A 25,871-nucleotide genomic window follows, 5' to 3' on the forward strand; every position below is an offset into this window, starting at 1 on the left:
CACGACCTTCAATCGTGAACTAGTCATTTCGTTTATCTTTTATTACGTCGTTAACTCGAAATGAGATGCAAGCTGAGCTTGTCTGATTTATAACCTCAATCAGTCTCCCAGACTGATTGAGCGAACTCAAGTTATGCCTGTGACTCGTTGCCTAGTCCTAAAAGCAAACGAAAAGACTATACTCGAAGAAATTCTATTGAAAGTCATAGTAAATAGAATTTTGAGGGGTATAAATAAACGAATAGATGGGAGACTTACCATGAGTGATAACTCTAAAACACGTGTTGTTGTGGGGATGAGTGGTGGTGTCGATTCGTCGGTGACGGCTCTTCTTCTCAAGGAGCAGGGCTACGATGTGATCGGTATCTTCATGAAGAACTGGGATGACACAGATGAAAACGGCGTCTGTACGGCGACCGAAGATTACAAGGATGTGGCTGCGGTGGCAGACCAGATTGGCATTCCCTACTACTCTGTCAATTTTGAAAAAGAGTACTGGGACCGCGTTTTTGAGTATTTCCTAGCGGAATACCGTGCAGGACGCACGCCCAATCCAGATGTTATGTGCAATAAGGAAATCAAGTTTAAGGCCTTTTTGGACTATGCCATGACCTTGGGGGCAGACTATGTAGCGACTGGGCATTATGCCCGAGTGGCGCGTGATGAAGATGGTACTGTTCATATGCTTCGTGGCGTGGACAATGGCAAGGATCAGACCTATTTCCTCAGCCAACTTTCGCAAGAACAACTTCAAAAAACCATGTTCCCACTAGGACATTTGGAAAAGCCTGAAGTTCGCAGACTAGCAGAAGAAGCAGGTCTTGCGACTGCTAAGAAGAAAGACTCGACAGGGATTTGCTTTATCGGAGAAAAGAACTTTAAAAACTTCCTCAGCAACTACTTGCCAGCTCAGCCTGGTCGCATGATGACTGTGGATGGTCGCGATATGGGCGAGCATGCAGGTCTGATGTACTATACGATTGGTCAGCGTGGAGGTCTAGGTATCGGTGGGCAACACGGTGGAGACAATGCCCCTTGGTTCGTTGTCGGAAAAGACCTCAGCAAGAATATCCTCTATGTTGGCCAAGGTTTCTACCATGACTCGCTCATGTCAACCAGTCTAGAAGCCAGTCAAGTCCACTTTACTCGTGAAATGCCAGAAGAGTTTACGCTCGAATGTACGGCTAAATTCCGCTATCGTCAGCCTGATTCTAAGGTGACCGTCCATGTCAAAGGAGACAAGGCAGAGGTCATCTTTGCGGAACCACAGCGCGCCATCACACCAGGACAGGCAGTTGTCTTTTACGATGGTGAAGAGTGTCTAGGTGGCGGTTTGATTGACAATGCTTACCGCAATGGACAAGTTTGTCAGTACATTTAGATTGACAAATTTTCTCAATTTGCTACAATAATAAAAGCAATAGAAATGATGGTCAAAGCTCATGGATGTTGCAGGCTTTTTTGTCCTGCACTTCTTTGGAGTTTTGACTGTTTTTGTGTCGTTTAAGGGAAAGGACAAGAATGACTCAACAAGACTTTCGGACAAAAGTAGGAAATACAGTTTTTGGTGTTCGGGCGACAGCCTTGATTCTCCAAAATCGCAAACTTCTAGTCACCAAAGATGAGGGCAAGTATTATACTATCGGCGGTGCAATTCAAGTCAATGAAAGCACGGAAGACGCAGTAGTCCGTGAAGTGAGGGAAGAACTGGGTGTCAAAGCTCAAGCTGGGCAGCTAGCTTTTGTGGTTGAAAATCGTTTTGAACAGGACGGTGTTTCCTATCACAATATCGAGTTTCATTATCTGGTGGATTTGCTTGAAGATGCCCCATTGACCATGCAGGAAGATGAGAAAAGGCAGCCCTGTGAATGGATTGATTTGGATAAACTTGAGGATTTCCAGTTAGTTCCAGCCTTTCTAAAAACAGCCCTACCATATTGGGACGGTCAACTAAGACACATTCATCTTGAGGAATAGGAGAGAAACATGACATATAATTTTACTGAAGAATACGATATTATTGTAATCGGTGCGGGACACGCTGGGGTCGAGGCTTCCTTGGCTGCCAGCCGTATGGGTTGTAAGGTCTTGCTTGCGACCATCAACATTGAAATGCTGGCTTTCATGCCATGTAATCCCTCTATCGGTGGTTCTGCCAAGGGGATTGTCGTGCGTGAAGTTGATGCCCTCGGTGGCGAGATGGCCAAAACCATTGACAAGACTTACATCCAGATGAAGATGCTCAACACAGGGAAGGGGCCAGCTGTCCGTGCCCTTCGTGCGCAGGCTGACAAGGAGCTTTACTCTAAGGAGATGCGCAAGACGGTTGAAAATCAAGAAAATCTGACCCTTCGTCAGACTATGATTGATGAGATTTTGGTTGAAGACGGCAAAGTTGTCGGTGTACGTACAGCGACCCATCAAGGGTATGCTGCTAAGGCTGTTATCGTGACCACAGGGACTGCTCTCCGTGGGGAAATTATCATCGGAGATCTCAAGTACTCATCAGGTCCTAACCACAGCTTGGCTTCTATTAACCTTGCTGACAATCTCAAGGAACTGGGCCTCGAAATCGGTCGTTTCAAGACAGGGACTCCTCCACGTGTCAAGGCTTCTTCTATCAACTATGATGTGACAGAGATTCAGCCAGGGGACGAAGCGCCAAATCACTTCTCATATACTTCACGTGATGAGGACTATGTCAAGGATCAAGTGCCATGCTGGTTGACCTATACTAACGGTACCAGTCATGAGATTATCCAAAATAACCTCCACCGTGCGCCAATGTTTACAGGTGTGGTCAAGGGAGTGGGACCTCGTTACTGCCCATCGATTGAGGACAAGATTGTGCGCTTTGCAGACAAGGAACGCCACCAACTCTTCCTTGAGCCAGAAGGGCGCAATACTGAGGAAGTCTATGTTCAAGGCCTCTCAACCAGTCTGCCTGAGGATGTTCAGCGTGACTTGGTTCATTCCATTAAAGGTTTGGAAAATGCAGAGATGATGCGGACAGGTTATGCCATTGAGTACGACATGGTCTTGCCTCATCAGTTGCGTGCGACTCTGGAAACCAAGAAAATCTCAGGACTTTTCACTGCTGGTCAGACAAATGGAACATCAGGTTACGAAGAAGCTGCTGGGCAAGGGATTATCGCGGGTATCAATGCGGCTCTGAAAATCCAAGGCAAGCCTGAGTTGATTTTGAAGCGCAGTGACGGTTATATCGGGGTGATGATTGATGACTTGGTGACCAAGGGAACCATTGAACCCTACCGTCTATTGACCAGTCGTGCTGAATACCGTCTCATTCTCCGTCATGACAATGCCGATATGCGTTTAACAGAGATGGGACGTGAGATTGGGCTTGTGGATGATGAACGCTGGGCCCGCTTTGAAATCAAGAAAAATCAATTTGAAAATGAGATGAAACGCCTAGACAGCATCAAACTCAAGCCAGTAAAGGAAACCAATGCCAAGGTTGAGGAGATGGGCTTCAAGCCGTTGACCGATGCAGTGACAGCCAAGGAATTCCTTCGTCGTCCAGAAGTTTCTTATCAAGATGTGGTGGCTTTCATCGGACCAGCTGCAGAGGACTTGGATGACAAGATTATCGAATTGATTGAAACAGAAATCAAATACGAAGGCTATATTTCCAAAGCCATGGATCAGGTTGCCAAGATGAAACGCATGGAAGAAAAACGCATTCCAGCCAATATTGACTGGGATGACATTGATTCTATTGCAACCGAAGCCCGTCAGAAGTTCAAACTCATCAATCCAGAAACCATCGGTCAAGCCAGCCGTATTTCGGGAGTAAACCCAGCAGATATTTCTATTTTGATGGTGTATCTTGAAGGTAAAAATCGTAGTATTTCTAAAACTCTTCAAAAATCAAAATAATACGTCGTCGGCTTCTTACGAATGAGTTCAAAGCTTGGCTTTGATTCATCTCCAGCCTCCCATAGTTCTCCGAACTATGGGAGCTAACTCAAGTTATGCTTTCGCCTAGCCTTCTAGTCTGATTTCGATTTTTATTGAGTTTTAATCTCAAAAGAAAGCATAGAGAAAAACAGCTCCGAAAAATCGGGGCTGTTTTCTTGCTTTATTCTTCATCTGGTGTGAGGATCATCGGGATGATGATCGGTTCACGTTCAGTATTTTCATAAAGGAAGGGGCGAATAGCGTTGACAATGGCACCATTGACAGATTGCACGCTAGCATCCTTGTTTTTCAGTGCGATACGAATGGCATTGAAGAGGATGCGTTGGCTTTGGCGAATCAAGTCTCCAGACTCTCTCATATAGACAAAGCCTCGGCTGAGGATGTCTGGGCCAGACAGAATCATCTGCGATTTGAAGTCAACAGTTGCGACTGCTAGAACGACACCGTCTTCAGATAGATCACGACGATCTTTGAGGACAGCTGCGCCGATTTCACCGATACGATTTCCATCGACATAGATATCTTGGGCGTTGAAATGACCTGCGATACGAGCAGAGTCAGCAGTAAGGGCAAGCACATCACCATTGCTCATAATAAAGATATTGTCCTTCTCAACACCAGTATCCACCGCTAGCCCAGCGTGGACTTTTTGCATGCGGTATTCACCGTGGACAGGCATGAAGTATTTTGGCTTAATCAAGCGGAGCATGAGTTTTTGCTCTTGCTGGCCACCGTGTCCAGAGGTATGGATATTGTTAACCTTACCGTGGATAACTTCGACACCAGCTTCAGAAATGATGTTGATTAGCTTGTTGACGCTAGTAGTATTTCCAGGGATTGGGCTAGAAGAGAAGATGACAGTATCTCCGGGTTGGAGTTGCACCTGACGGTGGGTTCCGTTGGCGATACGAGAGAGGGCTGCCATCGGCTCGCCCTGACTACCTGTACAGAGGATCAGAACCTCGCCTGCAGGGTAGTCTTTGATTTCATTTGGCTCGATAAAGGTTCCCTTAGGAGCTTTGATGTAACCAAGGTCAATTCCGTTGACAATGGCCTTTTCCATAGAGCGACCAAAGACCGCAATCTTGCGTCCAGTCTTTACAGCAGCTTCAGTTGCTTGCTGGAGACGGAAGATATTTGAGGCAAAGGATGCAAAGATGATACGTCCTTCAATGCCTTGGATAATCTTCATGATGGACTGGCCAACGACTTTTTCAGAGTTGGTAAAGGTTGGAATTTCTGCATTTGTCGAGTCAGACAGGAGACAGAGTACACCTTCTTCACCAAGCGCAGCCATACGGTGCAAATCTGCTGGTTCACCAACTGGTGTTAAGTCAAACTTGAAGTCACCCGTACAGACAATTTTCCCTTGAGGAGTATGAATGACAATCCCCAAAGGCTCTGGAATAGAGTGAGTAGTTCTAAAGAAAGTTGCCTTGAGATTTTTAAAGGTCAACTCAGTGTTGTGGTTGATTTCGTAAAGTTTGGCGTTGCGCAGGAGGCCGTGTTCTTCGAGTTTTCCACGGATCAAAGCCAAGGCAAGCGGTCCAGCATAGATAGGGACATTTGCTTGCTTGAGCAGGAATGGAATCCCACCGATGTGGTCCTCGTGTCCGTGTGTAATCAAAACAGCCTTGACGCGGTCGATATTGTCTACGATATAAGAGTAATCAGGAATGACGTAGTCGATACCCAGCAAGTCATCTTCTGGGAATTTAATCCCAGCATCGACGATGATAATCTCATCTTGGTATTCAATCCCGTATGTATTTTTCCCGATTTCTCCCAGACCACCGATGGCAAAAACGCCGACTTCTTCAGGTTTAAGAGTATAGGCCATATTAGAACTCCGTGATTTCGAAGGCGCCAGTTTCTTTTTCGTAATCTAGCAATTTGTCAGACAAGAGTTCGATATACTCGATATTGTACTCTGGGCGATTTTCTTCGACAAGTTGGCGAGCAGCGATGCGTCCCTCAAGTTCTGAGCTGGCATCGATGTCTAGGTAAAGTGCGCGTGTTGTTTCACGACGTGGGCTACGTTCTTTTGTTTCTTGATAAAAAACTTTGTAAATCATATAGTTCCTTTCTATTTACAGGTCAGCTTATTCCAAACTTTTAGCATAGATTTGCTTGATTTCATTCCATTTTGTGTCTAGATTGACCTTGATTCGTTACAATTATTTCAATTATACCACAAAATGAAAGATTAGTAAAAGGCCGAAATGAAGAAAGTCGGGAGGGGAAAAAGGAGCAAAAAGACAGGTAGGATTTGGTCGGAGAGCGCTTAGGTGTTATAATTAAAGGGGGAATCTAAAGAGATAGTAGATTTAAGGAAGAATATAGTTCTAGTTTCATTAATCGTTGGAGTAGATGGTTGGGACAGAATGGTATCTTTGAAAAAAGAAAAAGCTTTTGAGACATCTCAAGAGCAAATAAAAAGGCTGAGACAAAATTAAGGGATCTTTCTGAGCAAGCTCAAGGGGCAGCACCATTACCTGAAGCGAATGCATCACAACCTTTGAAAGACTTGTCACCAAGTCAGACCAAATCTCAACCTTTACCCTATTTTATCATCTATGAGGCTAAGAAGTCAATCTATAAGTATAACGATGTAGAAATAGCAAGATGGAGTGGAGTGCTTACTAAAAGGCAAAGACAAGCACTTAATTTAAGAGTAAGCAAAAAGAGAGGACCAATGGTAGTCAGGGGTCTTTACAGCTCAAATCTGAGGGCAGTCCCATACCCGTACCAGAAGTTGGTACCTTTGAACGCTCTGTTACCAGTCGCCCTACGTTATCCTCTCAATATCTATATTTTAATATAATTTGCTGAGGAAATCAATTTTGAAAGCATCAAAAAGCTCCTGACCGAAGTCAAGAGCCATCTAACACTGGGGGCGAACTAATCAATCGCAATTCCAGTTCTTTAGAAACCAAAGTTTCAGGGATAGCACCGCAACCCGAAGAGTCAACGACTCAACCTGATTTTCCTACCAGTGTTGAATTATATTTTAACATTGATAGACCAACATAGTCAACAGTTTATATAAAAATAGGAATACCAAAAAGAGGATTAAGAATGTTTAGTTTGTTTGAATTTGCGATAGGGGTTCGCCTCTTGGTGTTTATAGTCTTTGTAGATTGTGTCTATGGGGGGAATGGCCTGTTTGTACATCTGGGCCACCGCAAAAAAAATTCCTTTGGAAGCTTGCTTTTGTGACGCTCTATTTAATTTTTCTCCTCCTTGTAACCTATGTTGTCTGGTTCGTTTTCTACTTTGGATTAAATGCTTAGATGCCCTGCTGATGCAGGGGCTTTTTGTTTGGGGATAAAGAAAATTCCCATGTGCCAGCTTTTGTAGTATAATAGTAAGCAGACAAAAAGATAGGAATGTGTTATGAAAGTATTAGCTTTTGATACGTCCAGCAAGGCTCTTTCTCTCGCTATTTTAGAGGACAAGCAGGTTCTTGCCGAGACGACGATTAATATTAAGAAAAATCACAGTATTACCCTTATGCCTGCCATCGATTTTTTGATGGCAAGTTTGGATTGGACACCCAAGGATTTGGACCGAATCGTGGTGGCGGAAGGGCCAGGTAGCTACACAGGTTTGCGAATCGCGGTAGCAACTGCCAAGACTTTGGCTCATACCCTGAACATTGAGTTAGTTGGTATGTCTAGCCTCTTGGCTCTGGTGCCCTACCAACAAGAAGGCTTGTTCGTTCCCTTGATGGATGCGCGTCGCAACAATGTTTATGCAGGATTTTATGAAAATGCCAAACCTGTCATGCCAGAAGCGCACCTATCTTTTGAAGAGGTGTTAGAGAAAGTTAAGGGTGCTAGTCAGGTAACCTTTGTCGGAGAAGTTGCCCCCTTTGTGGAGCAGATTCAAGAACACTTGCCAAGGACTAATTACAAAGAAACCTTGCCTAATGCAGCCAATCTTGCTCTTTTGGCTTGGGACAAGGAAGCAGACTCCTTGCATGATTTTGTGCCGAACTACCTCAAGCGTGTTGAGGCTGAGGAAAACTGGCTCAAGAACCATACCGAGTCTGGTAAGTCCTACATTAAACGCCTATGATAGAAATCAAACGAACTCACCAGCAACCTGATCTGGCTCAAGCCATCTACGCTGTTATGATAGCTGTTTACCCAGTCAGTCCTTGGACGCTGGAACAAATCCAAGCAGACCTGTCCCAAGACCAGACTTGGTATGCTCTAGCTTATGATGGGGAAGAAGTGATTGGCTTTCTAGCTGTGCAGGAGAATCTTTTTGAGGCAGAAGTCCTGCAAATCGCTGTCAAACAAACCTATCAGGGTCAGGGAATTGCATCAGCCTTGTTTGCTCAATTGCCGACAGACAAGGAGATTTTCCTCGAAGTCAGAAAGTCAAATCACCGAGCACAAGCATTTTACAAGAAAGAAAAGATGGCAGTCATCGCTGAGCGAAAGGCCTACTACCATGACCCAGTCGAGGATGCCATTATCATGAAGAGAGAAATAGATGAAGGATAGATATATTTTAGCATTTGAGACATCCTGTGATGAGACCAGTGTCGCCGTCTTGAAAAACGACGATGAGCTCTTGTCTAATGTCATTGCTAGTCAAATTGAGAGCCACAAACGTTTTGGGGGCGTAGTGCCAGAAGTAGCCAGTCGTCACCATGTCGAGGTCATTACAGCCTGCATCGAGGAGGCGTTGGCAGAAGCAGGGATTACCGAAGACGATGTAACAGCTGTGGCGGTTACCTATGGACCTGGCTTGGTGGGAGCTTTACTAGTTGGTTTATCAGCTGCTAAGGCCTTTGCTTGGGCACATGGACTTCCGCTGATTCCCGTTAACCACATGGCTGGTCACCTTATGGCAGCTCAGAGCGTGGAGCCTTTGGAGTTTCCCTTGCTAGCCCTCTTGGTCAGCGGTGGACACACAGAGTTGGTTTATGTTTCGGAGGCTGGTGACTACAAGATTGTTGGGGAAACGCGAGATGACGCGGTTGGTGAGGCCTATGATAAGGTCGGCCGTGTCATGGGCTTGACCTATCCTGCCGGTCGTGAGATTGACGAGCTGGCTCATCAGGGGCAGGATATTTATGACTTTCCTCGTGCCATGATTAAGGAAGATAATCTGGAGTTTTCATTCTCAGGTTTGAAATCTGCCTTTATCAATCTTCACCATAATGCCGAGCAAAAGGGAGAAAGTCTGTCTACAGAGGACTTGTGTGCATCCTTCCAAGCAGCTGTCCTGGATATTCTCATGGCAAAAACTAAGAAGGCTTTGGAGAAATACCCTGTTAAAACTCTAGTCGTGGCAGGTGGTGTGGCAGCCAATAAAGGTCTCAGAGAACGCCTAGCAACCGAAATCGCAGATGTCAAGGTCATCATTCCACCTCTGCGCCTCTGCGGAGACAATGCAGGTATGATTGCCTATGCCAGCGTCAGCGAATGGAACAAAGAAAACTTTGCAAGCTTGGACCTCAATGCCAAACCAAGTCTCGCTTTTGATACCATGGAATAAAGAGTCAGCTTAGGGCTGGCTTTTTTGCTCTCTTAAATGTCAGAATATTTTGACAAATAATTGTGAATAATGATATACTATATAAAAAATAGGAGGTGGTGAGATGATTGAGAGAATGGAGTTGGGAGAATTTTACAAGGAATTACGTTTGGCGAGAAAGCTCAAGCAGTCAGATGTGGCTTGTGCTGGTCTAACAGCCTCTCAGTTGTCCAAGTTTGAACTAGGGCAGTCTATGCTATCTGCGGATAAGTTGATCCTAGCCATCCAAGGGATCAATATGAATTTTGATGAGTTTGGTCATAAGCTAAACAATTATCAAGAATCCCTACATATGCAGATTGGTAGAAAGGTTGTGGATCGCTTTGCCCACCAAGATATAGCTGGTTTAGAGCAACTGTTGGAGGAAGTCGAGCAAGAACAGATGGCAGAGACCTATCGTCGTTTGAATGCCATTGTAATTAAAAACGCACTCCATTCCTTAAATAAGAACTATCCATTAGTAAAAGAAGATAGCGAGTTTTTGACTATCTATCTCTATGCTATTGAGTCTTGGACCTGGTTTGAACTCTATCTCTTTTGCAATACCATGCCCTTCTTGAGCAATCAAGATTTGATATTTTTATCGACCGCTTTAATTGAGAAATCTAGGGAATTTAAAGAGTTGGTACATAATCGATTGTATATGAAAAGTGGATTTCTGAATATTATATCAGAACTCATGGAGCGTAAACTTTTCTCTTATATCCCAATTTTTGAAGCTGAGCTAGAGAGCATGCTTCGTCCATACGATGTTTTTGAAAAAGTATTGTGGCAGTTTTTAAAGAAAATGAAGATTTTCCTTCAAACCAAAGGAAGCAATCAAAAAGAGATTGAAAGATTTATCCAATCTCTGCAAGTATTAGAAAATCCACAATTGCTAGCCCTCTTCGAATTGCGTTTGAAGCAATACAAAGAACTTATTGAGTAGTCAACAATTGCAAATCTGAAATTTCTATAAGAAAAAATATCAAATATGCGATTTTCTAAAATAAGCTAATTTTCGTGTTATACTATCCTTGTAAAGCACTTCAAGCAGATCCTAAGTCGCAGAAGTGGTTTATAGATGGGAATTCGTACAGTATATGTTTAATTATGAGCATACTGTAAATGGCTGGACTAAAAGTGAAACTTGGCGTCCTAGATAAAATGAGGTAAACGATGGAAAAACAAAGTCAGTTACAAATGTTAATTCATTCCCTATACAATAATAAAGAAATTAGCTTGACGGAAGAATTTAGGAAGCAATTGCTGGAAACAGCAAAACAGTTCTCTAGTACTAATGAAGATTTGTTAGCTGTACGTCTTTCTTTTGCCGTCTCTAAAGAATTGTTGAGCTTTAAAGGTGAACCGCCGACAGAGTTGTTGGATTTAGCAAAATTTGTCCAAAAGAAAGAAGCTAAATACAAGCAGGGAATAGTGTGGTCTGGTATTTTTAAGATATGATTTATTATAAAATACGGCATGAACATCATATAATGGATGAATCTGAATATGAGCAAGGCTTGGAGTTCAATATTAAACCAAGTCTTGTTTTCTATACACTGGAACTTTAAAAGGAGTTGTGATGAAAGTATTTCTTCAAAATAGAAATTTTAGGCAATTAACCATCAACCAGTGGATTTCAACGGTTGGGGATACGATTTTTTATCTGGCCTTTTTGAATTATGTGGCAGATGCATCTTTTGCCCCTTTGGCGATTTTACTGATCACGATTTCAGAAACCCTTCCTCAAGTTCTGCAAATCTTTCTGGGAGTTTTGGCGGATTTTCAACATCATCGTGTTCTAAAATATACAATGATTAGTTTTGCAAAATTTTTGCTTTACTCTATCGTTTCTTTATCACTTTCAGGGCAGTCCTTTTCCTTGTTATTAGTAGCATTTATTTGTCTGATTAACCTCTTATCTGACACATTGAGTTATTTTTCAGGCGCCATGCTCACTCCGATTTTCATTAGAATTATTGGGCAAGACCATCTGGCAGAAGCTATTGGATTTAAACAGTCAACTGTTAGTTTAGTGAAAACAATCAGTAATATTCTAGGAGGAGTCTTACTAGGTATTCTATCTATCCAGTCTATTTCCTTACTGAATGCTCTGACCTTTTTAATCGCATTTTTAGGTATTCTTTTCATAAAAACAGACCTCTTGAAAGTAGAAAAAACGATTAGCTATCAAGAAGGACTCTCTGTAAAATCCTTTTGCCAGCATCTGCTCCAATCATCAAAATTGATATGGAATATGAATAAGGTGCTCTTGGTTTTGTTTATTATCTCTATTAGTCAAGCAGTGATAAATGTTACAGTTCCTGTTTCTACTCTGTTTTTGAGGAATCAGCCCTTTTTGAATTTACAAACAGGTCAATCTCTTGCCTTGTTATCCACCCTTGAATTGTCAGCCCTTATTGTCGGAAGCCTTGTGAGTGGCTATCTGAAGAATACAATCTCCATAAAACTAGCCCTATATGCCTCGCTTATTATCCAATTACTCCTTTTAGTTGGCTTTGTGGCAGTTCGTTTTGACTGGATTCTTATCTTTAGTGCCTTGGATGCCTTTTTCGCAGGTATCCTCTCTCCTCGATTACAGGAACTCATTTTTAAACAAATACCTGAGGAGTCAATGGGAGCAGTTCAATCCTCTATCGGTGCCATTACAGTTGTTTTACCTAGCTTATTTACAATAGCTTTGGTAACCATTGCTACTAGCTTTGGAACTCTGGCAGTTAGCTTTGTTTTATTGCTATTTCTTCTAGCTGCCTTTATCATACTCTTGAATATCCGTGAAAACATTTAGCGAAGAATGTGTATATTATATGTTTGAGACTGGATTCCAGTCTGTTTATGATGGCTACAATCAGCAGACTGTTAAATTTTTGAGAAAGTTGCTTGACACTTCAGACCAATCGGTTTATAATTAAAAAATGTAGAGATAAATACATGAGAAAAGAAGAAAAAACAAGACTACGAAGAGAGAAAATCATTACCGCTGCTTTGTTTGAATTTGCTACAAAAGGCTATCAAGGTTTTGTCATCAATGAACTTTGTAAAGTGGATGGTATTTCCAAAGGAGTTTTGTATCATAATTTTTCAGGGAAATCAGACCTCTATCTAACTTGTTTTCAGGAGAGTTTTGAGAAAGCTTTGGCAGTGTTTCTGGGGGTGGAAGGTCAAGTGCCCTCCTTAGCTGATTATATGGAAAGACGTCACCAATTTTATCAGCAATACCCAGAACATAGCCACATTTTCTTTGAGGCAATGATTGCGACACCAGAAGAATTGGAAGCAGACATTGCACCACAGAAAGCTATCTTTTTGGACTTGAATGAACAAGTTTGTCAAAAACTTATATCAGAATCCAAAAGCTATCTTTTTGGACTTGAATGAACAAGTTTGTCAAAAACTTATATCAGAATCCAAACTGAAAGAGCATATTGATGAGAAACGAGCTATGGACTATCTGCGATTGATTCAGGATATGTTTCGTTCCTATTATTTAACTGTTTCGTCAGATAGCAGTTTGCCTGACTTGGTTTCAGGATATGAACATCAATTATCACAGGTTTTGGATATGATGATTTATGGAATACTAGAGGAAGATTCCTCTAAAAAAGGAGAAAAATAATGTCGAAAATTTGGAAATGGTTGTTACTAATTGCGGGTATTTTTGCAGTTTTTGCAGGTTTTAATATGTTTGCACATCCTCTTATTAGCTTGGCTTCCATGACTTTCTGGTTTGCACTTGTATTTGCAGTTCAAGGGATTTCTGAGATTGTACAATACTTCAAATCAGAAGAAAAGCATGGCTGGAATTTATTTGGAGGAATTGTTACCCTCATCCTCGCTCTTACCTTGTTCTCAGGTAGCTTTATTGAAATGGTAACATTTGTACCATTTATCATTTCTTTATGGGCCTTGACAAATGGTATTACAAAAACTATCGTTGGTTTCAAGGTTCGTAAGACGGATAAATCGGTAGGTACCCCTCTAGTTTGGATGGGGATTTTAGGAATCGTAGCAGGTTTAATCATGATGGGACACCCATTGATGACCGGTCTCTATATTAGTTACACCATTGCCTTTGTCTTTATTTATCAAGGTATTGTGGCAATTGTTCAATTCTTCAAGATTAAATAAGAATAAAATGGAGTCTGTCTGATTACAATCAGCAGACTTTTTTCTCTTTCCTGAATGTGTTATAATAGTCCATGCTATGGCTGGAGCCTTTTCAGCCTACTTATACTCTTCGAAAATCTCTTCAAACTGCGTCAGCTTCTATCTGCAACCTCAAAACAATGTTTTGAGCAACCTGTGGCCAGCTTTCTAGTTTGCTCTTTGATTTTCATTGAGTATTATTAAGACAATATGAGGAGAAAGATGAAAGAAAAAGGATTTTGGGAGGGGGCGCAGGCGGCCATGCCAACGGCCCTTGGTTATGTCAGTATTGGCTTGGCCTGTGGGATTATTGGTGCGCCCTATGTGACACCTGTTGAGATGGGCTTGATGAGCCTCTTTGTTTATGCTGGGAGTGCCCAGTTTGCCATGTTGGCACTGATTGCGGTTCAAGCACCTGTGGCAGCTATTGCTATGACGGTCTTTTTGATTAATTTGCGTCTCTTTTTGTTGAGTTTGCATGCGTCAACCTATTTCCGTCATACCAGTCTCTGGCAAAATATCGGTATGTCTAGTCTCTTGACGGATGAGACTTATGGCGTTTTGATGGGCGAGTTAGCCCATACAGACAAGGTCAATCCTATGTGGATGCACGGAAACAATCTCAACAGCTATGTGGCTTGGTTTGTGGGAACAGTTGTCGGAACGGCTCTGGGTGGTCTGCTGCCAAATCCAGAAATCTTTGGCTTGGATTTTGCCCTGGTTGGGATGTTCATTGGAATTTTTGCTTCGCAATTCCAGATTATGCAAAGACGGATTCCTGTCCGCAATCTGCTCATTATCCTAGCAGTTGTTGCGGTGTCCTTCTTTTTACTCTTAACAGTGGTGTCTCAGTCGCTAGCTGTTCTGTTTGCGACCTTGCTAGGTTGTACAATGGGGGTGGTTTTAGATGGTCAGTAAGTATCTTTTATTAGCAGTTATTTTCTCTGGCTTGGTGACTTGGATTCCCCGTATGATTCCCTTCATTTTAGTCAAGTATAAGGGTTTGCCTGCGATCGTTGAGCGTTTTTTGAAGTTCTTGCCCGTTTCTATTATCTTTGCCTTGATTCTTTCAAGCGTAGTGACAGGCAAGGTTGGTAACTTACCTCAAATTAAATGGCTAGACTTCTTAGCCGTCTTTCCAACAGCTTGGGTGGCCTTTCGTTATCGCAATCTAGTCGGAACGGTTCTCTTCGGAGTGGTCTTGATTGCCGTCTTGCGTTTGGTCTTTTAAATCAGCCATAAAGAAAACCTATCACAGAGATAGATATCATATAATGGCGGAAATGCTCTTTTTCTGTTAAGATTATAAGGTATTCTATTTTGGAGGAAATGACATGAAAAAAATCGTTAAATACTCATCTCTTGCTACCCTGGGGCTTGTTGCTGCAGGTGTGCTAGCAGCTTGCTCAGGTGGTGCTAAGAAAGAAGGAGAAGCAGCTAGCAAGAAAGAAATTATCGTTGCAACCAATGGATCACCAAAGCCATTTATCTATGAAGAAAATGGTGAATTGACTGGTTACGAGATTGAAGTCGTTCGCGCTATCTTTAAAGATTCTGACAAGTATGATGTTAAGTTTGAAAAGACAGAATGGTCAGGTGTATTTGCTGGTCTTGACGCTGACCGTTACAATATGGCTGTCAACAATCTTAGCTACACTAAAGAACGTGCGGAGAAATACCTCTATGCCGCACCAATTGCCCAAAACCCTAATGTCCTTGTAGTGAAGAAAGATGATTCTAGCATCAAGTCTCTCGATGATATCGGTGGAAAATCGACAGAGATTGTTCAAGCTACTACATCAGCTAAACAGTTGGAAGAATACAACAAACAACACGCAGATAACCCAACTATCCTTAACTACACTAGAGCAGACTTCCAACAAATCATGGGACGCTTGAGCGATGGCCAATTTGACTACAAGATTTTTGATAAAATCGGTGTTGAAACAGTCATCAAGAACCAAGGTTTGGACAACTTGAAAGTGATCGAACTTCCAAGTGACCAACAACCGTACGTTTACCCACTTCTTGCCAAAGGTCAAGATGAGTTGAAGACATTTGTGGACAAACGCATCCAAGAACTCTACAAAGACGGAACTCTTGAAAAACTGTCTAAACAATTCTTCGGCGATACTTATCTACCAGCAGAAGCTGATATTAAATAATTTTTTGAAATCATCCATTCTGATGAAGATGGGTGATTTCATAGTTTTTAGAGGTATAGTTTTAAACTATATATCTGACTATCTAATAACAATTTGTGAAATCAAACAAATTGTGAGATACTAGTACGGTATTATTTTTAAGGAGAAAGAATCATGAAAATTAAAAAATGGCTTGGTGTAGCAGCCCTTGCTACAGTCGCAGGTTTGGCTCTTGTCGCTTGCGGAAACTCAGAAAAGAAAGCAGACAATGCAACAACTATCAAAATCGCAACTGTTAACCGTAGCGGTTCTGAAGAAAAACGTTGGGATAAAATCCAAGAATTGGTTAAAAAAGACGGCATTACCTTGGAATTTACAGAGTTCACAGACTATTCACAACCAAACAAGGCAACTGCTGATGGCGAAGTAGATTTGAACGCTTTCCAACACTATAACTTCTTGAACAACTGGAACAAAGAAAATGGGAAAGACCTTGTAGCGATTGCAGATACTTACATCTCTCCAATTCGCCTTTACTCAGGTCTGAATGGAAGTGAAAACAAGTACACTAAAGTAGAAGACATCCCAGCAAACGGAGAAATCGCTGTACCGAACGATGCTACAAACGAAAGCCGTGCGCTTTACTTGCTTCAATCAGCTGGCTTGATTAAATTGGACGTTTCAGGAACTGCCCTTGCAACAGTTGCTAACATCAAAGAAAATCCAAAGAACTTGAAAATCACTGAATTGGACGCTAGCCAAACAGCTCGTTCATTGTCATCAGTTGACGCTGCCGTTGTAAACAATACCTTCGTTACAGAAGCAAAATTGGACTACAAGAAAGCACTTTTCAAAGAACAAGCTGATGAAAATTCAAAACAATGGTACAACATCATCGTTGCGAAAAAAGATTGGGAAACATCACCAAAAGCTGATGCTATCAAGAAAGTGATCGCAGCTTACCACACAGATGAAGTGAAAAAAGTTATCGAAGAAACATCAGACGGTTTGGATCAACCAGTTTGGTAATAAGAAACAGGGAGGTGGGAGAGAGAAATTCCACCTCTTGCTTTTGTATAAAGCATGGATTGTAAAGAAGACTATAGGTTCATAGAAAGGTAGAGAGAATATGGTTTTTCCTAGCGAACAAGAACAAATCGAAAAATTTGAAAAGGATCATGTGGCCCAGCATTATTTTGAGGTTTTGCGTACCTTGATTTCTAAGAAGTCGGTCTTTGCCCAACAGGTTGGACTTAAGGAAGTCGCAAACTATCTGGGTGAGATTTTCAAGCGTGTGGGGGCTGAAGTGGAGATTGATGAGACTTATACGGCTCCCTTTGTCATGGCGCATTTTAAGAGTTCGCGCCCAGATGCCAAGACCCTAATTTTCTATAACCACTATGACACTGTACCAGCTGACGGGGATCAGGTCTGGACAGAGGATCCTTTTACGCTTTCGGTGCGCAATGGCTTCATGTATGGGCGTGGGGTTGACGATGACAAGGGTCATATCACAGCTCGTTTGAGTGCTTTGAGGAAATATATGCAGCACCACGATGACCTACCTGTCAATATCAGTTTTATCATGGAGGGAGCGGAGGAATCCGCTTCGACAGACCTAGATAAGTATCTGGAAAAGCACGCTGATAAACTCCGTGGTGCGGATTTATTGGTCTGGGAACAAGGGACCAAAAATGCCTTGGAACAGCTAGAAATTTCTGGTGGAAATAAGGGGATTGTGACCTTTGATGCCAAGGTAAAAAGCGCTGATGTCGATATTCATTCTAGTTATGGTGGGGTTGTGGAATCAGCTCCCTGGTATCTCCTTCAAGCCTTACAGTCTCTTCGTGCAGCAGATGGCCGTATCTTGGTTGAAGGCTTGTACGAAGAAGTACAAGAGCCAAATGAACGGGAATTGGCCTTGGTGGATAGCTATGCCCAACGAAATCCAGGGGAAATCAGCCAGATTTATGGTTTGGAATTGCCTCTCTTACAAGAGGACCGTGTAGCCTTTCTAAAACGTTTCTTTTTCGAGCCGGCCCTTAATATCGAAGGGATTCAGTCAGGTTATCAAGGACAAGGAGTCAAAACGATTTTGCCAGCAGAAGCCAGTGCTAAGTTAGAAGTTCGTTTGGTTCCTGGCCTAGAACCGCATGATGTTCTGGAAAAAATTCGGAAACAGCTAGACAAAAATGGCTTTGATAAGGTAGAATTATACTATACCTTGGGAGAGATGAGCTATCGAAGCGATATGAGCGCACCAGCCATTCTCAACGTAATCGAGTTGGCCAAGAAATTCTATCCACAGGGCGTATCTGTCTTGCCGACCACAGCGGGTACAGGGCCTATGCATACGGTCTTTGATGCCCTAGAGGTGCCAATGGTGGCCTTCGGTTTAGGAAATGCCAATAGTCGAGACCACGGTGGAGATGAAAATGTGCGAATCGCCGATTACTACACCCATATTGAATTAGTAGAGGAGCTGATTAGAAGCTATGAGTAGAGATATTATCAAGTTAGATCAGATCGATGTGACTTTTCACCAAAAGAAGAGAACCATCACAGCGGTCAAGGATGTGACCATTCACATCCAAGAAGGGGATATCTACGGAATCGTCGGATATTCTGGAGCAGGGAAATCAACCCTTGTACGGGTGATTAACCTCTTGCAAAAACCATCTGCAGGCAAAATTACCATTGACGACGATGTGATTTTTGATGGTAAGGTGACTTTGACGGCAGAGCAGTTGCGTCGTAAACGTCAAGATATTGGAATGATTTTCCAGCACTTTAACCTCATGAGCCAAAAGACAGCAGAGGAAAATGTAGCCTTTGCCCTTAAACACTCTGGACTCAGCAAGGAAGAAAAGAAGGCTAAAGTAGCTAAGTTGTTGGACTTGGTTGGCTTGGCGGACCGTGCTGAAAACTACCCTTCACAACTATCTGGAGGGCAAAAACAGCGTGTGGCCATTGCGCGTGCCTTGGCTAATGATCCAAAAATCTTGATTTCAGACGAGTCAACTTCTGCCCTTGACCCTAAGACAACCAAGCAGATTTTGGCCTTGTTGCAAGATTTGAACCAAAAATTAGGCTTGACTGTTGTCTTGATTACGCATGAAATGCAGATTGTCAAAGACATTGCCAACCGTGTGGCAGTGATGCAGGATGGGCATTTGATTGAAGAGGGTAGCGTTCTTGAAATTTTCTCAAATCCTAAACAACCTTTGACGCAAGACTTTATCTCAACAGCCACTGGTATTGACGAAGCCATGGTCAAAATTGAGAAGCAAGAAATCGTGCAACATCTGTCTGAAAATAGCCTTTTGGTGCAACTCAAGTATGCAGGTGCTTCAACAGACGAGCCACTTTTGAATGAATTGTACAAGCATTATCAAGTAACGGCTAATATCCTCTATGGAAATATCGAAATTCTCGATGGTACTCCTGTTGGAGAATTAGTTGTGGTCTTGTCAGGTGAAAAAGCAGCGTTGGCAGGTGCCCAAGAAGCCATTCGTCAAGCAGGCGTACAACTAAAAGTATTGAAGGGAGGACAGTAAGATGGAATCATTGATTCAAACCTATTTGCCAAATGTCTATAAAATGGGTTGGGCTGGTCAGGCAGGCTGGGGAACAGCCATCTATCTAACTCTTTATATGACAGTTCTTTCTTTCATCATCGGAGGGTTCTTGGGGCTAGTGGCAGGTCTTTTCCTTGTTTTGACAGCGCCAGGTGGTGTCTTGGAAAATAAGGTCGTTTTCTGGATTTTGGATAAGATTACCTCTATTTTCCGTGCGGTACCATTTATCATTCTCTTGGCAGTCTTGTCACCCTTCTCTCATCTAATCGTAGGAACAAGCATTGGTCCAAATGCGGCTATCGTACCGCTATCTTTTGCAGTCTTTGCCTTCTTTGCCCGTCAGGTGCAGGTTGTCTTGGCTGAATTGGATGGTGGTGTCATTGAGGCGGCTCAAGCTAGCGGAGCGACATTCTGGGATATCGTAGGTGTTTACCTATCAGAAGGTCTTCCAGATTTGATCCGTGTGACGACTGTGACCTTGATTTCCCTTGTTGGGGAAACAGCCATGGCCGGTGCGGTTGGAGCTGGTGGTATCGGTAACGTGGCCATCGCTTATGGATTTAACCGCTACAATCATGATGTGACCATCTTGGCAACCATCATTATCATTTTGATTATCTTTGCAATCCAATTCTTGGGAGATTTCTTGACTAAGAAATTGAGCCATAAATAAAAAAGAGCTGGGCAATTTATACATCATTCATAGGAGTTTGAGGTACAGTCAAGACTTAAAGTTCTCTATACTAGCTACTATCAGTCGTTACTTTTACGAGTTAGAGAGTTAAGAATTGTGGGGAGTCGATATGCAAAATCTGGGAGAAGTTTTTAAAGAATTGAGAAAGAGTCGGAATGTATCCCTACAGGAGGCGACAGGAGGAGAGTTTACTTATTCCATGCTGAGCAAATTTGAGCGTGGAGAAGCAGATTTATCCTCTATGAAATTGATTACTGCCGTAGATAACATCCACTCTGATTTGAATGAATTTATGTACTTGGTACGTGGTTTTTCTCAGAAAAAGGTCCTGGCTTTTCAAGAAAATCTCTGGGATCTATATGACAGAGAAGGGATTGATTCTCTCCAATCCTTGTATGAAGAGACGACTAAAAAGTACAGATCAAGTGCTAAAAAAAGCTATCTCTTACAAATGATTCGTATCAAAAGCCTTCTCGTGTTTTTTGATTCAGAAATAAGGGCAACGGATGAAGAACTGACTTTTCTCTATGACTATTTTTTTACTATTGATATCTGGGGAAATTATGAATTGGAATTATTTTCAACGATTTCTACTTTGTTCCCTCTGTCTCTCTATTTTAAATATTCTAGGGAGATGTTACAAAAGACAGATTTATTAGGCTCCTTACCTAGTAACAAAATTGCTATTGATACCATTTTGATTAATGGACTCTTTAAAGCAATAGAGGAAAAGGATAAATTAAAAGCAGACTATTTTATCTTTCAGATTGAAAAACGAGAATTGCCAGAATCTCAAGCCTATCTTAAAATTATTTATATGATTGCTAAAGGGTATTATGATACTATTTTTAAAGTAGAAAATAAGGGTCTTGAAAAAATCCAGAGAGGCATTACAATCTTACAAGATTTAGAATATATAGATGGTGCAAGATATTATGAAAACTATTTTGCAAATCAGCTCTCAAATGAAGATTTGTAATATATTCTCATTACATCGATTGACGAAAAATAAATAGGCTTGTAGGTGGATTGATAATTAGTAGTTTCTAGGCTCTAGAGTTTCTATTTTCAGAAAAAAATATATTACAAAAAAGTGGGGAGTCCCGCTTTTTTTGTTAGACTGGTTTCAATGAAATACTCTTTGAAATGTGAGAAAGGCCTGTTATGAAACTATTCTTAAGACATCATTTATTTAGGATACTTACCTTATCAAGATTTTTGAGCTCAAGTGGAGCTTATATTTATAATCTGGTATTTATCGTTTATGCTGCGAGTCTACCCTTTAAAAATATAGCTGTATTTATGGCGAATATGATTACGATTTTACCTTTCCTATTTACTTTTTATGTCGGGATTAAGGCGGATCATACTCGGAATAAAGCAGGGACAATTATCTGGGTTGGTTGTGTGCAAAGTCTGCTATTTCTTTTGATTGCTAGTGTGATTCATGACCAGAACTTCGTAACGTTTGCTTTTATCTGTATGGTTAATATCTGTTCGGATATTTTATCAGATTATACAGCAGGCCTGCGTATGCCGATTATCCAGCATAACATTTCGGAAGATAGGCTCTATGAAGCTTATTCCTTTACTCAGTTTGTTTCCTATTTATCAAATCTAGGAGGTCAAGCTTTAGGAGTGTGGTTACTCACAACCAGTCATCAAAATTTTTCTTTTGTTGCAATGGTGAATGCTGGTTTCTTTTTACTATCTTCTCTCATTTTATTCAAAAATAGAAGAGAATTGACGCATTTGTCTGTAAGTGTAGAGGATAAGTCGATTAGTTTACTTCAACAAGTTAAGGCAATCTATGTGGACATGGATGCTATCTTTAGACAGAGAGAAAGTAAATCTTTGTTTAAAATTATTCTTGTTATTTTGGTAATGAATACTTTGGGAGGAGCTGTTGGAGGTATTTATCACTTTTACTTATTAGACCATACTATCTATCATCTCAGCTATGCTCAAGCCCTATTTTTAATTGAATGTGTTAGCTTGGGAGGAGCTATTCTTGGTAGCTTAACTCCCCATGATTATTTTGGGAAATGGTCTTTTTCAAGCTTGTTATCGCTCAATGCAATTCTGTTTGTCTTGCTGGCTACTGCTAATATTTTAGATTTCTCTCCTCTAGTAGGTGTTGCCTGCTTAGCCTTTGTCATGTATTTGATGTCGAAATCAATGCCTAAATTAGATACTTTGTTACTGTCTAATTTGAGTGCGGATGTATTAGCTAGGAGTAATAATCTCTTGAGTATGATTTTTTCCCTAACATTACCCTTGGGAATGTCTGTATTTTCATTCTTAGCTTTACAAGATATCAGGCTTTGTTGGTGGGTGTTTTTAGTAGTGAGTGTGATAGGGTTGATTTTATCCCTAGAAAAAAGAAGTTTTTCAGGTAAAAAATTTTAACCGAGGAAGCCCAGACTTACTAGAAGGCCTTCCAGATTTGATTCGTGTGACGACTGTGATCTTTTTCCCTTGTTGGGGAAACAGCCATGGCGGGGGCAGTTGGAGCTGGTGGTATTGGTAACGTAGCCATCGCTTATGGAGCTATACTCTTCGAAAATTTCTTCAAACTACGTCAGCTTTGCCTTGCCGTAGGTATATGTAACTGACTTCGTCAGTCTTATCTCCAATCTCAAAACAGTGTTTTGAGCAACCTGCGGCTAGCTTCCTAGTTTGCTCTTTGATTTTCATTGAGTATTAACCCTTACAATCACGATGTGACCATATTGGCGACTATCATTATCATTTTGATTATCTTTGCAATCCAATTCTTGGGAGATTTCTTGACTAAGTCTTGAGTCATAAATAAAAAGAGCCGTGTGGCTCTTTTTTATTGACTAGATTTTCTGCGCAAATTTTTTACTCAAGGCTTGTCCAATCAAGGCACCCAATAGGGCTCCGATGACAATACTTGCGATAAATAGAAGGATGGTTCCAGGGTTTGGCGCAACCATGATACGGTCGATATATTCTTGGGATTTTCCTCTTGCTAGAAGGGTTGCCATATAGGATTTGGGCGCAATCCACATGATTAGAATTGGTCCTGATGTGCTAAAGGCAAAGAGTATGAAAGAAAGGAAATTCTTAGTTTGGTCCTTGTATTTTCCGAGGTTAGCTACTGCATCTGCTAGGAGACCACAGATAATTCCAGGAAGGAAGGCACCGGCACCGTGTTTAGTTCCCAAGAAAAAGAGAGCAATAACAAGGCCGATAGTGGTAATGGCTCCAAAACGCGGAACTTTTGCGACTAGGATCATATAGACGCTACCGCCGACAAGGGCAGTAAAGGCAGGCGCATAAAACATGTTTCCAGTTTGATCAAAGAGATTGCCCAAAAGGACACCAATCCCCATGGAGAGGAAGTAAAGAACTGCAAAAAGAAGTGTAGTTAAGATAGATTTTTTCATGAATTGTCTCCTGATAATTTTTTCACAATTCTCATTGTACCACGGTTTGGTGGGATTGTAAATGGATACTAGAAGTTTTTGAAAACGCTTGAAATATGATATAATGGTTTCATAGTTATTTTTAGGGGGATATCATGGGTAGATTTTTAGACTTTGTCTTTAATCGTTTCTTTTTAGGGATGATTGCGACAGCCTTCTTTTGGCTATTAACCTTGGTAGGAGGGATTATCCTTGGTCTAGCGCCGGCTAGTGCCACCTTGATGAGCCTATATGCAGAACATGGTTATAGCTTTCGGGAATACAGTTTGAAGGAGGCGTGGTCTCTTTATAAGCAAAATTTCGTCTCAAGCAACCTGATTTTCTATAGCTTTTTAGGGGTGGATCTAGTTTTGGTCTATGGCCTGTATCTCTTGGTGCAATTGCCTCATCAGACTATTATTCATTTGATTGCGACCTTTTTGAATGTCTTAGTAGTTGCCCTGATTTTTTTGGCTTATACAGTATCTTTGAAATTACAAGTTTATTTTGATTTGTCCTATCGAAATAGTATCAAACTATCCTTGATTGGCATCTTTATGAGCTTAGCGGCTGTGGCCAAGGTTCTCCTTGGGACAGTGCTACTTGTGGCAATTGGTTACTATATGCCTGCCCTACTTTTCTTTGTAGGAATTGGGATGTGGCATTTCTTTATCAGTGATATGTTGGAACCGGTCTATGAAAGTATCCATGAAAAATTGGCGACAAAATAGAATGAAGCAGTTTTGGCTACATACGCTTCTAAGAACCTACAGTTCAGTTATGATGATTATTATTGCAAGTTTTGCAATCTTACTCTCTTACGCTGACTGGGATTCACGGGAAAAGGAAGCTCAAAGAGTAGCCCAACGTGTAACCACTCGAACAGTCGAAGAGGTGGAGTATTATTATCGCGAGTCAGCCCAGCTAGCTCAAGATTTAGTAGCCAATCAAGACCGTATACAAGGGGTTTATAAGTACTTTAGCCTGTCAACTTCTGAGTATTTTTATTGGCTGTTGGAGCATCAAGCAGCTTCGTCAACTTCTATTTCTCTGTATGAAAATATCGATGATCTTTATGTCCAAAATGACTATATAACGGGTGTTGCAATCGTCTTGCAGGACTTTAAAGAAGTTTATGTTTCGAGCAGAAATGAGAGAGGTGGTCATTCGGTACTTGCGGAAGGCTTTAAACCGGAGGCCAATAGTTTTGGAGTTCCTATTTTAGATCCAGCGACGGATCAATCTATAGGGGTTGTTTATATTTCCTTGGATCCAGAAATCTTATACCATGCTGTAGACAATACCCGAGGTCATATCCCGATGGCTGTGACTGTGACATCACCATTTGATACGGAGATTTTTCATATTGGTGAGAGGGTCAATAGGGAACATGAGAACTGGTTTGTCGGTGTGACCTCTCATGGCTATCAGGTTCAGGTGGCAGTTCCCAAAAACTTTGTTTTACAAGGAACGGTGACCAGCTCTGCTTTGATTGTGGGCTTGAGCCTTCTCTTTATTGTTATTCTCTATCTGACTTTGAGGCAGACCTTTGCTAATTACCAAAAGCAGGTAGTGGATTTGGTGGATTCCATCCAAGCTATTGCCCAAGGACAAGAAGGTCTTCGCATTGACACACTTGAAAAGGATCAGGAATTGCTCTTAATCGCAGAGACCACCAATGATATGTTGGATCGCTTAGAAAAGAATATCCATGATATTTATCAGTTAGAGCTTAGTCAAAAAGATGCCAATATGCGAGCCCTGCAAGCTCAAATCAATCCTCATTTTATGTATAATACGCTGGAATTTTTACGTATGTACGCAGTCATGCAAAGTCAAGATGAGTTGGCAGATATCATTTATGAGTTCAGTAGTCTCTTGCGTAACAATATTTCTGACGAAAGAGAAACCCTCCTCAAACAGGAATTAGAATTTTGCCGTAAATACAGTTATCTCTGCATGGTTCGCTATCCTAAGTCTATTGCTTATGGTTTCAAGATAGACCCAGAATTAGAGAATATGAAGATTCCTAAGTTCACCTTGCAACCGCTGGTAGAAAACTATTTCGCGCATGGTGTTGACCACAGACGGACAGATAATGTGATTAGCATCAAGGCTCTTAAACAGGATGGTTTTGTGGAAATTTTAGTGGTTGATAACGGCCGTGGAATGTCGGCTGAAAAACTGACAAATCTCCGAGAAAAACTAAGTCAGAGACATTTTGAACACCAAGCTAGCTACAGTGCTCAAAGGCAGTCTATCGGGATTGTCAATGTACATGAGCGTTTTGTACTCTATTTTGGGGATCGCTATGCCATTAGTGTAGAGTCTGTAGAACAAGCAGGTGTTCAGTATCGTATTACAATTCAAGATGAGTAGA

The 25,871-nt window shown here is 41.5% G+C and carries 26 protein-coding genes and 3 pseudogenes; 26 read left to right on the forward strand and 3 right to left on the reverse strand.

Features of this window, described 5'->3' with window-relative positions:
• Positions 1-259: 259 nt before the first annotated feature.
• The 3 genes from mnmA (at position 260) to mnmG (ending at position 3,900) form a co-directional block, all read left to right on the forward strand.
• On the forward strand, positions 260-1,381 hold the full coding sequence (gene mnmA / locus D8848_RS03160) for a tRNA 2-thiouridine(34) synthase MnmA (protein WP_125443278.1): 1,122 nt from the start codon (positions 260-262) through the stop codon (positions 1,379-1,381).
• Between the two features lie 140 nt (positions 1,382-1,521).
• Complete coding sequence (locus D8848_RS03165; RefSeq protein ID WP_185756843.1) at positions 1,522-1,977, forward strand: NUDIX hydrolase; 456 nt, start codon at positions 1,522-1,524, stop codon at positions 1,975-1,977.
• Between the two features lie 9 nt (positions 1,978-1,986).
• A complete protein-coding gene (mnmG, locus tag D8848_RS03170) occupies positions 1,987-3,900 on the forward strand; it encodes a tRNA uridine-5-carboxymethylaminomethyl(34) synthesis enzyme MnmG (protein ID WP_125443280.1) in 1,914 nt (637 codons plus the stop codon).
• Between the two features lie 202 nt (positions 3,901-4,102).
• On the opposite strand, the gene rnjA is transcribed toward mnmG, so the two are convergent.
• A complete protein-coding gene (rnjA, locus tag D8848_RS03175; RefSeq protein WP_125443281.1) occupies positions 4,103-5,782 on the reverse strand; it encodes a ribonuclease J1 in 1,680 nt (559 codons plus the stop codon).
• Position 5,783: 1 nt separating this feature from the next.
• Positions 5,784-6,017: a DNA-dependent RNA polymerase subunit epsilon gene (locus tag D8848_RS03180; protein ID WP_000639572.1), complete on the reverse strand. Its 234-nt coding sequence runs from the start codon at positions 6,015-6,017 to the stop codon at positions 5,784-5,786.
• Between the two features lie 1,003 nt (positions 6,018-7,020).
• On the opposite strand from D8848_RS03180, the pseudogene D8848_RS10860 reads away from it, so the two are divergent.
• From D8848_RS10860 to D8848_RS03275, 21 genes and pseudogenes are all read left to right on the forward strand, one after another.
• Positions 7,021-7,235, forward strand: a pseudogene (locus D8848_RS10860) (hypothetical protein).
• A gap of 103 nt (positions 7,236-7,338) precedes the next feature.
• Positions 7,339-8,022 (forward strand): tRNA (adenosine(37)-N6)-threonylcarbamoyltransferase complex dimerization subunit type 1 TsaB, encoded by a 684-nt coding sequence (gene tsaB / locus D8848_RS03190; RefSeq protein ID WP_020901818.1) that lies wholly within the window; start codon positions 7,339-7,341, stop codon positions 8,020-8,022.
• A complete protein-coding gene (gene rimI, locus D8848_RS03195) occupies positions 8,019-8,456 on the forward strand; it encodes a ribosomal protein S18-alanine N-acetyltransferase (RefSeq protein ID WP_020901819.1) in 438 nt (145 codons plus the stop codon). The genes tsaB and rimI overlap by 4 nt, the downstream gene beginning before the upstream one ends.
• Positions 8,446-9,456 (forward strand): tRNA (adenosine(37)-N6)-threonylcarbamoyltransferase complex transferase subunit TsaD, encoded by a 1,011-nt coding sequence (gene tsaD, locus D8848_RS03200; RefSeq protein WP_020901820.1) that lies wholly within the window; start codon positions 8,446-8,448, stop codon positions 9,454-9,456. The genes rimI and tsaD overlap by 11 nt, the downstream gene beginning before the upstream one ends.
• Before the next feature lie 103 nt (positions 9,457-9,559).
• Entirely contained in the window at positions 9,560-10,423 is an 864-nt protein-coding gene (locus tag D8848_RS03205) for an Rgg/GadR/MutR family transcriptional regulator (RefSeq protein WP_020901821.1), read from the forward strand.
• A 230-nt stretch (positions 10,424-10,653) separates the two neighbouring features.
• A complete protein-coding gene (locus D8848_RS03210; RefSeq protein WP_004254985.1) occupies positions 10,654-10,938 on the forward strand; it encodes a bacteriocin immunity protein in 285 nt (94 codons plus the stop codon).
• A 121-nt stretch (positions 10,939-11,059) separates the two neighbouring features.
• Complete coding sequence (locus D8848_RS03215; RefSeq protein ID WP_004254988.1) at positions 11,060-12,286, forward strand: MFS transporter; 1,227 nt, start codon at positions 11,060-11,062, stop codon at positions 12,284-12,286.
• Between the two features lie 143 nt (positions 12,287-12,429).
• A complete protein-coding gene (locus D8848_RS03220; RefSeq protein WP_004254991.1) occupies positions 12,430-12,876 on the forward strand; it encodes a TetR/AcrR family transcriptional regulator in 447 nt (148 codons plus the stop codon).
• A gap of 64 nt (positions 12,877-12,940) precedes the next feature.
• Positions 12,941-13,114 carry a hypothetical protein gene (locus D8848_RS10865; RefSeq protein WP_228111531.1) on the forward strand — a complete coding sequence of 58 codons (174 nt, stop codon included), beginning with the start codon at positions 12,941-12,943 and terminating at the stop codon, positions 13,112-13,114.
• Complete coding sequence (locus D8848_RS03225; RefSeq protein WP_023945158.1) at positions 13,114-13,626, forward strand: HdeD family acid-resistance protein; 513 nt, start codon at positions 13,114-13,116, stop codon at positions 13,624-13,626. Before D8848_RS10865 ends, D8848_RS03225 begins: the two co-directional genes overlap by 1 nt.
• Before the next feature lie 240 nt (positions 13,627-13,866).
• On the forward strand, positions 13,867-14,562 hold the full coding sequence (locus D8848_RS03230; protein WP_000659743.1) for an AzlC family ABC transporter permease: 696 nt from the start codon (positions 13,867-13,869) through the stop codon (positions 14,560-14,562).
• Positions 14,552-14,875 carry an AzlD domain-containing protein gene (locus D8848_RS03235; RefSeq protein ID WP_050207620.1) on the forward strand — a complete coding sequence of 108 codons (324 nt, stop codon included), beginning with the start codon at positions 14,552-14,554 and terminating at the stop codon, positions 14,873-14,875. The genes D8848_RS03230 and D8848_RS03235 overlap by 11 nt, the downstream gene beginning before the upstream one ends.
• 103 nt (positions 14,876-14,978) lie before the next feature.
• Positions 14,979-15,809 (forward strand): amino acid ABC transporter substrate-binding protein, encoded by an 831-nt coding sequence (locus D8848_RS03240; protein WP_125443283.1) that lies wholly within the window; start codon positions 14,979-14,981, stop codon positions 15,807-15,809.
• Positions 15,810-15,962: 153 nt separating this feature from the next.
• The gene (locus D8848_RS03245) at positions 15,963-16,817 is read left to right on the forward strand and encodes a MetQ/NlpA family ABC transporter substrate-binding protein (RefSeq protein WP_125443284.1); all 855 of its coding nucleotides are present in this window, start codon (positions 15,963-15,965) and stop codon (positions 16,815-16,817) included.
• A 100-nt stretch (positions 16,818-16,917) separates the two neighbouring features.
• The gene (locus D8848_RS03250) at positions 16,918-18,291 is read left to right on the forward strand and encodes a M20 family metallopeptidase (protein WP_125443285.1); all 1,374 of its coding nucleotides are present in this window, start codon (positions 16,918-16,920) and stop codon (positions 18,289-18,291) included.
• Positions 18,284-19,345, forward strand: a complete 1,062-nt coding sequence (locus D8848_RS03255) for a methionine ABC transporter ATP-binding protein (RefSeq protein ID WP_078238053.1) — start codon at positions 18,284-18,286, stop codon at positions 19,343-19,345. Before D8848_RS03250 ends, D8848_RS03255 begins: the two co-directional genes overlap by 8 nt.
• 1 nt (position 19,346) lies before the next feature.
• Positions 19,347-20,039 (forward strand): methionine ABC transporter permease, encoded by a 693-nt coding sequence (locus tag D8848_RS03260; RefSeq protein ID WP_000444647.1) that lies wholly within the window; start codon positions 19,347-19,349, stop codon positions 20,037-20,039.
• A gap of 130 nt (positions 20,040-20,169) precedes the next feature.
• Positions 20,170-21,039, forward strand: coding sequence for a helix-turn-helix domain-containing protein (locus tag D8848_RS03265; RefSeq protein WP_125443286.1), 870 nt, complete (start codon positions 20,170-20,172; stop codon positions 21,037-21,039).
• Positions 21,040-21,224: 185 nt separating this feature from the next.
• On the forward strand, positions 21,225-22,469 hold the full coding sequence (locus tag D8848_RS03270) for an MFS transporter (protein ID WP_125443287.1): 1,245 nt from the start codon (positions 21,225-21,227) through the stop codon (positions 22,467-22,469).
• A gap of 16 nt (positions 22,470-22,485) precedes the next feature.
• Positions 22,486-22,609 (forward strand): annotated as a pseudogene (locus D8848_RS10870) (ABC transporter permease); the annotation flags it as partial.
• 156 nt (positions 22,610-22,765) lie between these two features.
• Positions 22,766-22,875, forward strand: a pseudogene (locus tag D8848_RS03275) (ABC transporter permease); the annotation flags it as partial.
• Between the two features lie 28 nt (positions 22,876-22,903).
• Here D8848_RS03275 and D8848_RS03280 read toward each other — a convergent pair.
• Positions 22,904-23,473 (reverse strand): MptD family putative ECF transporter S component, encoded by a 570-nt coding sequence (locus D8848_RS03280; protein ID WP_125443288.1) that lies wholly within the window; start codon positions 23,471-23,473, stop codon positions 22,904-22,906.
• Positions 23,474-23,607: 134 nt separating this feature from the next.
• Here D8848_RS03280 and D8848_RS03285 point away from each other — a divergent pair, with 134 nt between their 5' ends.
• Entirely contained in the window at positions 23,608-24,222 is a 615-nt protein-coding gene (locus D8848_RS03285; protein ID WP_125443289.1) for a YesL family protein, read from the forward strand.
• A complete protein-coding gene (locus D8848_RS03290; RefSeq protein ID WP_312023119.1) occupies positions 24,200-25,870 on the forward strand; it encodes a sensor histidine kinase in 1,671 nt (556 codons plus the stop codon). Before D8848_RS03285 ends, D8848_RS03290 begins: the two co-directional genes overlap by 23 nt.
• Position 25,871: the final 1 nt, after the last annotated feature.

Source organism: Streptococcus mitis (genome assembly GCF_003942775.1).
Lineage (GTDB): Bacteria > Bacillota > Bacilli > Lactobacillales > Streptococcaceae > Streptococcus > Streptococcus mitis_CN.